At 65.7% G+C, this 14,441-nt stretch carries 13 protein-coding genes; 10 read left to right on the top strand and 3 right to left on the bottom strand.

Going from position 1 to position 14,441, the window contains the following annotated elements:
• Nucleotides 1–6: 6 nt before the first annotated feature.
• Nucleotides 7–771, bottom strand: a complete 765-nt coding sequence (gene flgF / locus JQ573_RS11745) for a flagellar basal-body rod protein FlgF (protein ID WP_092115410.1) — start codon at nt 769–771, stop codon at nt 7–9.
• Nucleotides 772–1,154: 383 nt separating this feature from the next.
• On the opposite strand from flgF, the gene fliL reads away from it, so the two are divergent.
• From fliL to JQ573_RS11720, 5 genes are all read left to right on the top strand, one after another.
• A complete protein-coding gene (fliL, locus tag JQ573_RS11740; protein WP_050403480.1) occupies nt 1,155–1,643 on the top strand; it encodes a flagellar basal body-associated protein FliL in 489 nt (162 codons plus the stop codon).
• Nucleotides 1,644–1,661: 18 nt separating this feature from the next.
• Nucleotides 1,662–2,864 (top strand): flagellar motor switch protein FliM, encoded by a 1,203-nt coding sequence (gene fliM, locus JQ573_RS11735; RefSeq protein WP_092115408.1) that lies wholly within the window; start codon nt 1,662–1,664, stop codon nt 2,862–2,864.
• Complete coding sequence (locus JQ573_RS11730) at nt 2,861–3,322, top strand: DUF6468 domain-containing protein (protein ID WP_212310049.1); 462 nt, start codon at nt 2,861–2,863, stop codon at nt 3,320–3,322. Before fliM ends, JQ573_RS11730 begins: the two co-directional genes overlap by 4 nt.
• Nucleotides 3,319–4,122, top strand: coding sequence for a MotE family protein (locus JQ573_RS11725; RefSeq protein WP_212310048.1), 804 nt, complete (start codon nt 3,319–3,321; stop codon nt 4,120–4,122). Before JQ573_RS11730 ends, JQ573_RS11725 begins: the two co-directional genes overlap by 4 nt.
• 466 nt (nt 4,123–4,588) lie before the next feature.
• Nucleotides 4,589–8,458 carry a tetratricopeptide repeat protein gene (locus JQ573_RS11720; RefSeq protein WP_212310047.1) on the top strand — a complete coding sequence of 1,290 codons (3,870 nt, stop codon included), beginning with the start codon at nt 4,589–4,591 and terminating at the stop codon, nt 8,456–8,458.
• Nucleotides 8,459–8,470: 12 nt separating this feature from the next.
• On the opposite strand, the gene JQ573_RS11715 is transcribed toward JQ573_RS11720, so the two are convergent.
• Entirely contained in the window at nt 8,471–9,316 is an 846-nt protein-coding gene (locus JQ573_RS11715) for a glyoxalase superfamily protein (RefSeq protein ID WP_212310046.1), read from the bottom strand.
• 270 nt (nt 9,317–9,586) lie between these two features.
• Here JQ573_RS11715 and JQ573_RS11710 point away from each other — a divergent pair, with 270 nt between their 5' ends.
• The 5 genes from JQ573_RS11710 to JQ573_RS11690 all read left to right on the top strand — a co-directional run bounded on the left by JQ573_RS11710 (nt 9,587) and on the right by JQ573_RS11690 (nt 13,246).
• Nucleotides 9,587–9,823, top strand: coding sequence for a hypothetical protein (locus JQ573_RS11710; protein ID WP_212310045.1), 237 nt, complete (start codon nt 9,587–9,589; stop codon nt 9,821–9,823).
• A gap of 26 nt (nt 9,824–9,849) precedes the next feature.
• Entirely contained in the window at nt 9,850–10,809 is a 960-nt protein-coding gene (locus tag JQ573_RS11705; protein WP_212310044.1) for a LysR family transcriptional regulator, read from the top strand.
• An 88-nt stretch (nt 10,810–10,897) separates the two neighbouring features.
• Nucleotides 10,898–11,608 carry an SDR family NAD(P)-dependent oxidoreductase gene (locus JQ573_RS11700; protein WP_212310043.1) on the top strand — a complete coding sequence of 237 codons (711 nt, stop codon included), beginning with the start codon at nt 10,898–10,900 and terminating at the stop codon, nt 11,606–11,608.
• Between the two features lie 22 nt (nt 11,609–11,630).
• Complete coding sequence (locus JQ573_RS11695; RefSeq protein WP_212310042.1) at nt 11,631–11,882, top strand: 4-oxalocrotonate tautomerase family protein; 252 nt, start codon at nt 11,631–11,633, stop codon at nt 11,880–11,882.
• Nucleotides 11,883–12,004: 122 nt separating this feature from the next.
• A complete protein-coding gene (locus JQ573_RS11690) occupies nt 12,005–13,246 on the top strand; it encodes a YbfB/YjiJ family MFS transporter (protein ID WP_249131621.1) in 1,242 nt (413 codons plus the stop codon).
• On the opposite strand, the gene JQ573_RS11685 is transcribed toward JQ573_RS11690, so the two are convergent.
• On the bottom strand, nt 13,243–14,394 hold the full coding sequence (locus JQ573_RS11685) for an aminotransferase class V-fold PLP-dependent enzyme (RefSeq protein ID WP_212310041.1): 1,152 nt from the start codon (nt 14,392–14,394) through the stop codon (nt 13,243–13,245). The genes JQ573_RS11690 and JQ573_RS11685 overlap by 4 nt on opposite strands.
• Nucleotides 14,395–14,441 lie beyond the last annotated feature (47 nt).

The raw sequence follows: 14,441 nt of genomic DNA, 5'->3' as shown, positions 1-14,441 counted from the left end.
CCCGGATCAGTTCGGCACGTCGGCGAGCTTCTCGATCGCCGATTTGTGCAGGTCGCTCTGCTGCTGGAGCAGCGAGGCGATTTGGGTGTAGGTCCGCGTGATCTCGATCATGCGGCTCATCTCGACGACGGAATTGACGTTCGACTTCTCGATGAAGCCCTGGCGGATCTGCGCCTTGGTGTCCGGCTGCGGCACCGCGCCTTCGCCCGGCACATAGAGGTTGGAGCCTTCCTTCAGCAGGCGCTGGGCCTGCGCGAATGAGACTAGGCGCAGTTTGCCGCGGATCGAGTCGAGGCGGGACGTGCCCTCGAGCACGCTGACGTTGCCGTCGGGGGCGATGTTGACGTCGTGATCGGTCTGCTGGAACGTGATCGGGCCGGCGGTGCCGAGCACTTGGTAGCCCGAGGCGGTGACGAGCTGGCCGCGATTGTTGATCTGAAGGTTGCCGTCGCGGGTGTAGCGCTCGCCGCCCGGCGTCTGCACCACCAGGAAGGCGTTGCCGTCGATCGCGACATCGAGCGGGTTCTTGGTCTCTTCGGTCGGGCCCTGCGAGAAGTCGTGGAAGGTCGCGCGGTCCTGCACGAAGGAGACGCGGCGGTCGGAGGACGCGAAATTGTCTTCATGCGCGTTCGAGGACAGATATTCCTGGAACAGCGACCGGTCGGCCTTGTAGCCGTTGGTATTCATGTTCGCGATGTTGTTGGAAACGACATCCATCTGCCGTTCCAGCACCATCTGCTTCGATAGTCCGACCAGAAGCGTATTCTGCATCGGTGGTTCTCCCCTGTGAGGTGATCCGATGCGAAAGGTTCTCCCAAACCTTCACGCCGGACCGTCGGTAACCATTGGGTTCTCCCAAACCCGCCGGTCACGTCGTCCTCTCAGCGAAACCTGTGCCAACTTGGAATAATCAGATATTTGAATGGGTTAGGTGTTTTGCAGGGCGCCGTGCCGGGCGGCAGAAAGGTCTTGTTGACCATGTTTGCCCGGCAGTTTTTTCCTAGTTGAAGGTAAATCCTAATCTTCCGTTAACCATTATGACCCCAGTGTTGCCGGCATTGGGGCGCGTATGCGCCGGCGGCCTTTGTATCGCGTCTTCAAGCCAAAGCTGGGGCAAATCGCGTTCGCATCCTTCAGGTTGAAGCGAGCGGACGATGGCGGACGAGGAAAAGACGGATAGCGGCGAGGGCGCGGCCGCTCCGAAGAAGGGCAAGCTCAAGCTGATCATCGCCGTCGTCGGCTTCCTCGTCGTGCTCGGCGCGGGGGCGGGCGGATGGTTCTTCTTCATGCGCGGTCACGGCGAGGAGCAGCACGCCGAAGCGCCGCCGCCGAAGCCGCCGAGCTTTGTCGACGTGCCCGACATGCTGGTCAATCTGGTCGGCGCGCCCGGCGAGCGGGTGCAATATCTCAAGCTGAAGCTCGTGCTCGAGATCAAGGAAGAGAAGCAGGTCGAGGCGATCAAGCCGGCGCTGCCGCGCGTCACCGACCTGTTCCAGACCTACATGCGCGAACTGCGCCCGAGCGATCTCAACGGCTCGGCCGGCCTGTTCCGTCTCAAGGAAGAGCTGACCAAGCGCGTCAACCTCGCGCTGGCGCCCAACCAGGTCAACGCGGTGCTGTTCAAGGAAGTCGTGATCCAGTGACGGGGCGGATGTAAGGCCATGGCCGGCAACGACCAGATGGACCAGGACGCCATTGCGGCCCAATGGGAAGCCTCGCTCGATTCCGAGGATCCCGCGGCGGCCGCGGCGGAAGCTGCCAAGAACGAGCTGACCGAGAACATGGCGCTGCAATGGGCCGCCATGGTCGAGGACGGCAGCCGCGACTTCGGCGGCAAGAACACCAATGGCGAGCGCGTGCTGTCGCAGGAGGAGATCGACAATCTCCTCGGCTTCACGGTCGGCGACGTCAGCCTCGACGATCATTCCGGCATCCGCGCTATCATCGATTCCGCGATGGTGTCCTACGAGCGTCTGCCGATGCTCGAAATCGTGTTCGACCGCCTGGTGCGGTTGATGACGACCAGCTTGCGCAATTTCACCTCCGACAACGTCGAGGTCTCGCTCGACCGCATCACCTCGGTGCGCTTCGGCGACTACATGAACTCGATCCCGCTGCCGGCGGTGCTCTCGGTGTTCAAGGCGGAGGAGTGGGAGAATTTCGGCCTCGCCATGGTCGACTCCAACCTGATCTATTCGATGATCGACGTGCTGCTCGGCGGCCGCCGCGGCCAGACCCAGCTCAAGATCGAGGGCCGGCCCTACACCACGATCGAGACCAACCTCGTGAAGCGGCTGGTCGAGGTGGTGCTGTCGGATGCCGAGCAGGCGTTCCGGCCGCTGTCGCCGGTGACCTTCACGATCGACCGGCTCGAGACCAATCCGCGCTTTGCCGCGATCAGCCGCCCGGCCAATGCCGCGATCCTGGTGCGCCTGCGCATCGACATGGAAGACCGCGGCGGCAATGTCGAATTGCTGCTGCCCTACGCCACCATCGAGCCGATCCGCAACGTGCTGTTGCAGATGTTCATGGGCGAAAAGTTCGGCCGCGATCCGATCTGGGAAGGCCATTTCGCCACCGAAGTGGCGCAGGCCGAGATTGCGGTCGATGCGGTGCTGTACGAGGCCGACATCCCGCTCAAGGAGCTGATGAAGCTCAAGGTCGGCGACACGCTGCCGCTGGATATCCGTTCCGACGCGCTGGTCTCGGTCCGTTGCGGCAATGTCACCCTGACGGAGGGCCGCATGGGCCGCGTCGGCGACCGCGTCGCGATCCGCGTCACCAAGAATTTGCGTAAACCCCAAACCACCTTCGCGATGTTCGAGAAGGCGGACGAGCGGACCAAGATGATGGAGGCACCATGAGTCATGTGCTTGGACTAGCAATCGAGAGTCTGGTAGCCGTGCTGCTGATGCTGACGATCGGCTATTGCTGGCTGCTCAACAAGCGGCTGCAACGGCTGAAGGCGGACGAGCATTCGCTGAAGGCGACGATCGCCGAATTGATCACCGCGACCGAGATCGCCGAGCGGGCGATTGGCGGATTGAAGCACGCGGTGCGCGACGTCAACGAGAACCTCGGCAACCAGCTCGACGCGGCGGTGCAGATGTCGGCGCAGTTGAAGAACCAGCTGGCGGAAGGCGACCACGTGGTGCGCCGCCTGTCCAAGATCGCGATGGCCGCGCGGCCGCCGGAGCCCGCGCATGCGCCGGCACCCGCCGCGCCGGTGGCGCAGGCGCCCAGGGTTTCGGCCGCGCGCGCGGTTGCCGCGGCGGCTGAAGCCTTCACCGAGCGCAGGAGGGCCGGCGGCCTCGCTGCATGAAGTTGCTTCGTGACATCAGAGTGATGCCCGTGGTGCTGGTTGCGATCTTCGGCCTGATGGTGCTGAAGGTCGCGGGCCTCGTGCTCGATGGCGGTTACGTGTTTGCCGACGACGCGCCGCCGGCCGGTCCATCTTGGGCGCAGCAGAATTTCAACTTCCCCGGCGCTCCCAAGACGGTTGCCGACGGCAAGTTCAAGGCCGATCCCGGCGACATCACGGGATCGGTCGAGGGCAAGGACGCGAAGAAGGACGAGGCACCGAAACCGGCCGCACCGGCCGCGGAGGCGCCCAAGCCCGACGGCGTGGTGGTCAATCTGGATGCGCCGCCGCCGGTGTCGGCCTCCGAACGCGCGATCCTGGAACGGCTGCAGTCGCGCCGCCAGGAGCTCGAGACGCGTGCCCGCGAGGTCGAGATTCGCGAAAGCCTCCTGAAGGCCGCGGAGAAGCGCATCGAGGCCAAGGTCGAGGAGGCCAAGGCCAATGACGCGAAGACGAATGCCGATGCGGCGGCAAAGGCAGAAGCCGACGCCGCCCGTTTCAAGGGCATCGTCACCATGTACGAGAACATGAAGCCGAAGGACGCCGCAAAAGTGTTCGATCGGCTGGAGATGACCGTGCTCTACCAGATCGCCTCGCAGATCCAGCCTCGCAAGATGTCCGACATCCTCGGCCTGATGCAGCCCGAGGCCGCCGAACGGCTCACGGTCGAACTCGCCCGCCGCGCCGGCGGCGACAAGTCGGTATCAACAGACGATCTTCCCAAGATCGAAGGCAAGATGCTCACGCCGAAGACGAATTGACGGACCGCGTGAGCTTCAGAGGCTGACTTTCGGCGGGTTTGCGCCCGCAAGCCAGGCGCCGCGCCTTCGCGACGTCGGCGATAGCCGTAGCGACGAAAGATGGATCGTCTTCATCCAGCGCCGCTGCAATACAAGCGGTTTGCTGCTCAACTGCTTTCAGATGATTCTGGATGTCGAATCTCGCCGTATTGAGCGGTAGCTTGAACCACCCATTTCCGCGAGCCGTTCCAATGTGATGGCAAGTATTCTTTAACCATACCACAAACGCGTTCGACTGACAGATTACCGCAGGGGCGAAGCCGCCTCCGAAACCCGCTTCAAAGACACCTTCCTGGTCCCCTCGTAGCGTCCTCTGAAACAATCCATTGACGTTAACAGCTCCTTAACGCCGCCCGATCCAAGATCGGGACGCGTGGGCGAGGGCGCTTCGCGCTGGTATGGCAGAGGTCCGAGAAGACGTTTCGAGATGGCGCGAACGGCTGCCGCTGAAACATGGTCGCTAGGCCGCGCCTGGGCGCGGACTGCCCGTCTGTGCCTGCTCGCCACTGGCCTTGCCCTCACAAACCTCACATATCCAGCCACAGTGCGGGCCCAAGACCTGCCGCCCGTGCCGGGCGAGGCGACATTCTCGGCCGCGAACGGCTATGCCCGGCTGGTGCTGAAGCTGAAGGAGGATGTCGAGTCGGAGGTCACGACCGCCGGCTCGATCATCGTGATCCGCTTCAAGCGTCCAGTCGATATCCCCGTCGAGAAACTCTCGGATGCGGTGCCCGATTATGTCGGCGCCGCGCGCCGCGATCCCGACGGTTCGGCGATCCGCCTGTCGCTGGCGCGGCGCGTCACCATCAACACCATGACCGCCGGCGAGCGCATCTTCGTCGACTTTCTCCCCGACGGCTGGACCGGCCCGCCGCCGTCGCTGCCGCAGGAAGTGATCCGCGAACTGGCGGAGCGCGCCCGTGCCGCCGAGCGTCTGTTGCGCATCCAGCGCGCCGCCGATGCCGCCAAGAAGAAGCCGCCGATCCGGGTTCGCGCACTGGTGCAGCCCACCTTCGTCCGTTTCGTGTTCGAGGTTCCCGACGGGGTCAGCGTCTCCTCGGTGCTGAACGAGCAGAAGCTGACGCTGTCCTTCAACTCGGTCCTGAGCTTCGACCTAGCCGATGCCAAGGTTGCCGCTCCCCCGAACGTCGCGTCGATCAGCTCGCGCGCCGACACGGATACCTCGGCGGTCGACGTGACGCTGATTGGCGATGTCGACGTGCATTCGTTCCGCGACGAAAAGAACTACATTGTCGATGTCGCCTTCCAGCAGAGCGAGCAGCAGCCGGCGGCGAAGCCCTCGCTGAGCTCGTTGTTGCCGACGCCGCGCGGCAAACCGAAGGGTGCGGCTGCAATCGCGCCGGTGACGTCGGAAAGCATCGCGCAGCAGGCCAAGATCGAGATCAAGTCCGAGCAACCCAAATCTGAGCAATCCAAGTCCGAGCAATCCAAGGCAGAGCAACCCAAGGCGGAGCCGGCCAAGTCGGAACAGGTAAAGTCCGAGCCGGTAAAGTCCGAACAGGTGCAGTCGGAGCCGGTCAAGCCCGAACAGGCCACGACCGAACAACCGGCGCCCGCGCCCGTCAAATCGGAACAGCCGAGATCCGAGCTGCCTAATTCGGAGCTGCCGAAGATCGCCGCGGCGCCGGCGGCTGACGTCGAGAAAGCCGCTGCACCGGCCGCGCCGCGCGAGGGCAGCGCTGCGACGGCACAGAGCGACGCGCCAAAGCCTGCGCTTGCTGTCGCGGCCGCGCCGGCCATGGAGGCGCCGAAGCCAGCGGCGGCGCCATCGCCGCCTGCCGAAGCCCGCGCCAACGCCAAGTCTGCTGCCAGTTCCGCGGTCGAAGCCCAGCGCGACAGCGACGGGTTGCGGGTGACGTTCTCATTCCCCGGCGTGACGCCGGCGGCGCTGTTCCGTCGCGCCGACACGGTGTGGATGGTGTTCGACACGCCTGAGGCGATCGACGTCGATCCGATCCGCGCCAAGGCCGGCTCGCTGATATCAGACGTCAGCCGGATCGCGCTGGAGAAAGGGCAGGCGGTGCGCTTCCGCCTCAACAGGCCGCAGATGCCGTCACTCGAGAGCGACGATCGCTCGCGCGGCGTGAGCTGGACGCTGACCTTCGCCGACCGGGTGCAGAAGCCGCCGCTGCCGCTCAGCGTGGTGCGCAACATCAGCGAGCCCTCGCTCGCCAATGTCAGCGTGCCGCTCGCCAATCCCGGCCAGCTCCACAGACTGATCGATCCCGACGCGGGCGATACGCTCTGGGTCGTGACCGCGCCGCCGCCGACCCGCGGCATCATCAAGCGGCAGGATTTCGTCGAGCTCTCATTGCTGGAATCGATCCACGGCGTCGTGGTTCATCCGAACGCCGACGACGTCAAGGCGGAGGTCGGCGCCGACAAGGTGACGCTGGGCCGGCCCGGCGGCCTGACGCTGTCGTCGGCCGACGTCGCCGCCGAGCGCGCGACCGCGGCGGTGAAGCCGCTGTTCGATCCGGACGAGTGGCGCAAGAACCAGTCGGAGAATTTCCTCAAGCAGCTCGACGGCCTGATCGCGGCGGCTTCGACGGCCAATGCCGAGCAGCTGCCGCAGGCGCGGCTCGATCTCGCCGATTTCTACATGGCACGCGCCATGTACCAGGAAGCCCATGGTGTCGCCAATCTGATACTGTCCGAAAGCAAGCGCGGCAGCGAGGCGGCCTCCGTGGTGATGGTGCACGCGGTTGCCAGCATCCTGATCGGGCACCCGGCGCAGGGCCTCAAGGACCTCGCCAATCCCGTGATCGGCAACGGTTACGATTCTCAATTGTGGAAGGGGCTCGCCTTCGCCCGCGAGGGCAAATGGCCCGAGGCGCGCGAAAAGTTCAAGAACGCCGAATTCGCGGTCGCGACGCTGCCGCCCGATCTGCAGCGCATCGTCACGATCGACTCGATGAAGGCCTCGCTCGAGGTCAAGGACTATGCCGGCGCCGCGCGGCGCAAGAGCGATCTCGACGTGGTCGGCATTCCCGACGCGCTCAAGCCCGCGGTTGCGGTGCTGCGCGGCCGGCTCGCCGAAGCGCTCGGCCAGGAGAAGGATGCGCTCGACGCCTATCGCTTCGCCGCCGGTTCGCCCGACCGGCAGGCCGCCGCCGAAGGCAGACTGCTGGAGACGCTGCTGCGGCAGAAGCGCGGCGAGATCGGCCGCGACGATGTGCTGAAGGAGCTCGAACTCTTGTCGATGCTGTGGCGCGGCGACAATATCGAGCTGAAGACGTTGTATGTGCTGTCGCAGATCTATGCCGAGACCGCGCGCTATGCCGATGCCTTCGCGGTGACCCGTGCGGCGACCCGGCTGCAGCCGAACGCGCCGGAATCGCGCCAGGCGCAGGATGCCGCCTCGGCGTTGTTCGTGCAGCTCTATCTCGGCCCGAAGGGCGACGAGATGGCGCCAATCGATGCGCTCGGCACCTTCTACGATTATCGCGAGCTGACGCCGATCGGCCGCCGCGGCGACGAGATGATCCGCCGTCTCGCCGACCGTCTCGTCGGCGTCGATCTGCTCGACCAGGCCGCCGACCTCCTGCAGTACCAGGTCGACAAGCGGCTCGAAGGCGCGGCGCGCGCCCAGGTCGCCGCGCGGCTTGCGATGGTCTATCTGATGAACCGCAAGCCCGACCGCGCCATCGGCGCGCTGCGCTCGACCCGGATCGCGGATCTCTCCGGCGAACTGCGCCAGCAGCGGCTGCTGCTCGAGGCGCGCGCGCAGAGCGACGTCGGCCGGCACGACCTCGCGCTCGACATCATCTCGAACATCACCGGCCGCGAGGCGATCCGGCTGCGTTCGGACATCTATTGGGCGTCGCGGCACTGGCGCGAGGCGTCCGAGCAGATCGAGCTCTATTACGGCGACCGCTGGCGCGATTTCACGCCGCTCAACCCGAGCGAGAAGGCCGACATCATCCGCGCCGTGGTCGGCTACGCGCTCGCCGAGGACGCCATCGGGCTGTCCCGGTTCCGCGAGAAATACGCGCCGCTGATGTCCGGCGATGCCGACAGACTGGCGTTCGACGCGGCCAGCAAGCCGGTAGCGACCTCGAGCGCCGAATTCGCCCAGATCGCGCGGATGGCCGCCAGCGTCGACACGCTCGACGGCTTCATCCGCGAGATGAAGACCCGCTTTCCCGACGCCACCGCCCGCGCGCCGCTGCCCGATCCGGTCACGACCGGATCGCTGGCCGACGGGCCAAGGGCCGCGCCGGTCAGCACGCTCCCGGTCATCAAGGGCGAGCGCCGCGCCGGCGCGACGCCGTAGCGGCACGGGCTGTTACGGGCCGGGTGTCACCCACGCGGTTGAAATGATGCCCTTGTCGTCGAGCGCGATGCGCCAGTGCGCGGCGCCGTTCGCCTGTCTGACGCTATAGACGTCTTCACCTTGCTCGCCGACACCAAGAAAGCGGATCGCCTGGATCGTCCCGAGGTCCGCAAGGGGCTGAAGCCACGTCATCTGCTTGCGGGTCGCCGCCGCCAGCGCCGGGCTCATCTCATTGTAGTTGGGATTCCCCGAGGCGATCCCATCGATCAGGCGGTGCAGCGCAGCCTCGGTTCCAGGACTGGCCGACTGGTTCTTGACGCGCTCCGCCGTCTGATCGGCGATCTTGCCTGCCGCCGCGGCATCGATACGCGCCATCGCAATATCGCTGCCGTTCTGATGCAGAATCAGCGAGGTGGCTCGTCCGTCCGGTCCGACGACGAAGCTGACCTGGGCGTCGACAATCCTGGCGAAGAATTCGGTCACGCTCTCCGCAAAGAACCGCACCGAGCGCTGCCCGGTCAGTTGCATCACCAGATGATGTTCGTCGGGTGTCACCGTGAACACGGCGCGGTCGCTGAGCTTGTAGAAGCCGGCATAATTGTCGAGCACGGCGGAATCCACCGCGATTTCCTGCCGCGCGGCGATCGGCGGTGATTCTGCAGTGGAGTCTGCAGCCTGTGCCGGCGTGCTTGGCGGTCCGGCGGCCTGTATCCGCGCCGCCAGCGTGTTCCAGTCGCGCTGACCGAACAATCTGGCGACCAGCTCCAGGCTGTCGCTGTGGGTGAGGGGGATCGATTTGGCGGCGAGCGCTTCGCGCAGCGTCTGCGCCATGGCCTTGGCATCACGAAAGTCGCGCATGGGATCAACCTTTGCATCGACGAACGGAAAGCGTCAGGGGCTTGCGTTGCTGACCCGTTCGTGCGGGCAAAGGAAGCCTGAAACCTGGCTTGATACGTTCACCGTCCCCGGGCGGGGTGCAAGCGGCGGGTAGTATCGACCCGATCCGATGTTCGCCGGGGACCTGCAATTTGTCAATTGCAACAGCCCGTGATCGGGTGCGTCCTCTCGACATTTCGCTGCCAAATCGGCAACCATGGCTGATGTCGCCAGCCGGGAGGACGCCGTCACATGAGCAAGCCGATCAAGACTGAAGCCGAACTCATCGCGATGGCGCGGGCCGAGTTGAAAGTTCATGCCGACTGCCCCGACGGTATCGACATCTCCGTGCTGCACGACGGCGACAGCTGGGAATTCCGCGCCAGCGCCAACGAAGCCACGGTGGCGCGGCCCGGCTACCCCGAATGCGTCGCGATGCTGGTGCAGATCGGCGATCACCTCAGCAAGCAGTATGACGTAGAGGGCTAGCGGCTGCAGCGAGCCCGGGGAGAGCGATGGACCGCATCGACGCCATGAAGGTCTTCGTCGCGGCGGTCGACGAGGGCAGCCTTGCCGGTGCGGGGCGGAAGCTGCGGCGCTCGCCGGCGGCGGTCAGCCGGGCGATCGCGTTCCTCGAACATCATGTCGGCGCCGAGCTGCTTCATCGCACCACGCGGTCGCTGAAGCTGAGCGAGGCCGGCCAGGGTTACGCGGCGGCGTGCCGCCGCATCCTCAGCGAGCTCGAGGAGGCCGACATCTCGGCCGGCGGCGAACGGTCGGCGCCGCGCGGCACGCTGACCATCACCGCACCCGTCGTCGTCGGCGAGGACGTGCTGCGGCCGCTGCTCGACGCCTTCATGACCGAATATCCGGCGGTGACGGTGCGGCTCGTGATGCTCGATCGCACCGTCAATCTGATCGACGAGGGCATCGACGTCGCGCTGCGCATCGCGCAGCTCGCCGATTCCAATTTTGTCGCGATCAAGCTCGGTGAGGTGCGCCGGGTGGTCGCGGCGTCGCCCGGCTATCTTGCGCAGCACCCTGATATCAGCGAGCCGGCTGATCTCGCAAAACACCAGATCATTGCGATGACGCATTTCGGGCTCGACTCCTGGAGCTTTCCGCCGGCCGCGAAGTCGAAGGTGGCGCGCGCGGTCCAGTTCGCGCCGCGCCTGGTCGTCAACACGGTGCGGGCGGCGGTCGCCTCGGCCAGCGAGGGGCACGGCGTCACTCGGCTGTTCTCGTATCACATTGCCGAGGAAATCCGTGACGGGCGATTGCAGATCCTGCTTGCCAAGGACGAGCATCCGGCCTTGCCGGTGCATCTGTTGGCGCCGCAGGGTCGCTTCGACGTGCCGAAGGTGCGCGCCTTCGTCGATTTCGCGGCGCCGCGGCTGAAGCGCTATTTCGAGCGGCTGTCGCGCGAGGCCAGCCAGGCCAGTCGTTCGCGCCGCGGAAGAGTGTCTGCCGAATAGCGGGCATTCGCACGAAATGCGGATGTATCTAGGTTGCTCTCCATCGAGGCGGTGCTGATGCCGCTTCAGCAACAGATGGAGAGATATCATGGGTGCAGAGCAAAAGGTTGCCATCATCACCGGTGCGTCGCAGGGGATCGGCGAGGCACTGGTCAGGGGCTACCGCGATCGCAACTACCGCGTCGTCGCCAATTCCCGCAGCATCAAGCCGTCGACCGATGCTGATGTGCTGGCGGTCCCGGGCGATATCGGCGATCCCGAGGTCGCCGATCGCATCGTCAAGCAGGCCCTCGCGCGCTTCGGTCGCGTCGACACGCTGGTGAACAATGCCGGCATCTTCGTCGCCAAGCCGTTCACCGATCACACCGACCAGGACTACGCGTCGGTGCTCGCAACCAACCTCAACGGCTTCTTCTACATCACCCGCCGCGTGGCGAAGGAGATGGTGAAGCAGGGGTCCGGGCATATCGTGCAGATCACGACGAGCCTCGTCGACCACGCCAACAGCAACGTGCCCTCGGTGCTGGCGTCCCTGACCAAGGGCGGGCTGAGCGCGGCGACCAAGTCGCTCGCGATCGAATATGCCGCCAACGGCATCCGCGTGAACGCAGTTGCGCCCGGCGTGATCAAGACGCCGATGCACGCCCCCGAGACCCACGACTTCCTCGCCAAGCTGCATCCGGTGGGCCGCATGGGCGAGATGAAGGACATCGTCGACGCCGTGCTGTTCCTGGAAGGCGCGGGCTTCGTCACCGGCGAGATCCTGCATGTCGACGGCGGCCAGAGCGCCGGTCACTGACGAGCACGATCGGGAGCGTGTGATGCCTGTTGTCACCATCCAGGTCACGCGTGAGGGGACGACGCCGGGTGTGTCGTCCACCACGCCTGAGCAGAAGGCGGCGCTGATCAAGGGCACCAGCGAATTGCTGCGCGACGTGCTCGGCAAGCCGATGGAATCGACCTTCGTCATCATCGAGGAAGTCGATACCGATAATTGGGGCTGGGGCGGGCTGCCCGCGCTGGACTATCGCAAGAAACTCGCTGCCGCTACGGCGTTGAAATCTTCCCGCTGACGGCCCCTGCCACGTCGAACTGGGCACCTCTCCCGATCGGGAGAGGTGAGCTGTGATCGCTGCGAGCGATTGCTGCGATCGCAACTAATCATTTTTCACGAACGGTCGGAGGGCCTACTGCGATGTCCATGTCAGCCAATGTCGATCATGACAGGCGCCATCACGCCGAGCCGCATCGCGATGCAGGCCGGCCGCTGTGGCTGTCCGCGGCCGCGGGACTGTGCGCCTCGCTGGTCGGGCTTGGGCTGGCGCGCTTTGCCTACACGCCGTTGATTCCGGCGCTGATCGCAGCGAAATGGCTCACGCCGGCGGAAGCGGTGTATCTCGGTGCCGCCAACCTTGCCGGCTATCTCGCCGGCGCGCTGATCGCTCGCGATCTCGGCGCGCGCATCGGCTCGGTGTGGGCGCTGCGCGGCATGATGGTGCTCGCTGCCGCCACCTGCTTTGCCTGCGCGGTGCCGATCTCCTTCGTCTGGTTCTTCGGACTTCGCTTCCTCGCCGGCGTCAGCGGCGGCGTGATCATGGTGCTGGCGGCGACCGCGATCCTGCCCCACACCGCGCCAAGCAAGCGCGGTTTGATCGGCGGCGTGATCTTCGCCGGTGTCGGACTGGGTGTCGCAGCGTCAGGGACGCTGGTGCCGCTGTTGCTGCAGCAGGGCATCAAGCAGGCCTGGTACGGCCTTGGCGTGCTGTCGGCGGTGCTGACATTGATCAGCTGGAAGGCGTGGCCCGCAGAAGTGCCTGCCGCACATGCTGCGGCCGAGCAGCCTGTTGCTGCGCATGGTGTGCGCTCGCCGCTGATGATCGCGCTATGCGTGGAGTACGGGCTCAATGCGCTGGCGCTGGTGCCGCACATGGTGTTCCTGGTCGATTATGTCGCCCGCGGCCTCGGGCAGGGGATCGCGGCAGGATCGTATTACTGGGTGCTGTACGGCATCGGCGCCGTGGTCGGCCCGCTGCTGACAGGGCATCTCGCCGATCGCGCCGGCTTCGCTGCGGCGCTGCGCGCTGCGTTCCTGATCGAGGCGGTTGCGGTCGCGCTGCCCGCCGTGACGAACTCGCCCGCCGCGCTGATCGTGTCGAGCCTCATCGTCGGCGGCTTCACGCCAGGCATCGTGCCGCTGGTGATCGGCCGCATCCACGAGCTGATTCCGCACTCCGCCGCGAGCCAGCGCTCGGCCTGGGCGCAGGCCACCACGACGTTCGCGCTGTTCCAGGCGGCAGGCGCCTACGGCCTGTCCTACCTGTTCGCGCAGAGCGGCGGCGATTATGCGCTGCTGTTCGTGATCGGTGCGGCCGGAGTGGCTGTCGCGCTGGCGATTGAATTGTTCAGCGTCGTCGCGCTGGGACGCAAGCGAAGTTAACCGCGCAGCGCTTTGGTCAAGACGGCGATGAGGCGGTCGACATCGGCCTCGTCGTTGAAGACGTGTGGAGATATCCGCATCCGGCCGAGCCGCAGCGCGACATGGATGTCCTCCGCGGCGAGCCGCGCGATCAGCTCCTTTGGAATTCCGCCGGCCATGCCGAGGCTCAGGATATGCGGCGTGCGCATGCTGCGCGCCAGCACGTTGAGTCCGAGATCGCGCACACCGTCGGCGATCCGCTCGGTGAGCATCGCGAGCCGCGCACTGACGGCGGCAGCGCCCCATTCCGCCATCATCTCCATGCCGATCGACGCCATCTCGAGGGTGATGAAATGATCGCGCTCGCCCATGTCATAGCGCCGGGCGTTGTCGACATAGGCGAGATCGCCGAAATAGACCGGCTTCTCGGAATTGACGTCACGGCGGCCGGCGGAGGTCTGCTCCAGCGGCACGCCGTTCTGGTGGCGTTTTGCAACGTAGAGAAAGGCGCGGCCGTAGGGGCCGATCAGCCATTTGTAGGTCGGGAAGATCACGGCGTCGGGGTCGAGCTTGGTCACATCCATCGCCACGACACCCGCGCTCTGCGTCGCGTCGATCACGAACATCGCGCCATGCCGCCGCAGTGCGGCTTGCACTTTGTCGACGTCGATGATGCCGCCGTCCGACCAGTGCACCGACGAGATTGAGGCGAGGGCGACGGGCGGCGCGCCCGAGCGGTCGATCGTTGCAAGCACCGCCGACGTCCAGTCGCCGTCGGCGGGCTGGCGCACGGTGTTGACGACAAAACCCTGCGCCTCGGCGCGGGCGTGCCATTCCAGCACCGGCGAGGAGTGATCGTTCTCCAGCACGATAACGCGCGTGCCGCGCGGAATGGTCAGCGCCTTCGCCACGGTCGCGATGCCGTAGCTGATCGCCGGGATCAGCGCGACGTCATCAGGATCGGCATTGATCAGGCGCGCCGCCGCGGTGCGCGCGCGTTCATGCTGGCGGCCGGCGAAACCGGCGTCGATCGTCCAGGGCTGGCCCTTGCGTCCGACCGCCGCGCGGCCGGCGTCGAGCGTTTTCAGCGGCAGTGGGCTGTAGGACGCGGAGTTCAGGTAGCAGACCTCACGTGGGATCTCGAACAGATGGCGCTGGGAGGGAAGCATGTCGTCTCGTGGCTGGGAGTGCTGATGATGTCGCGATGCGGGCGAGC

Origin of the sequence: Bradyrhizobium sp. AUGA SZCCT0105 (assembly GCF_018129565.1) — a bacterium.
Classification (GTDB): Bacteria; Pseudomonadota; Alphaproteobacteria; order Rhizobiales; family Xanthobacteraceae; genus Bradyrhizobium.
Note: the sequence above shows the minus strand (reverse complement) of the source record. Positions and strands in the feature narration are given on the sequence as shown.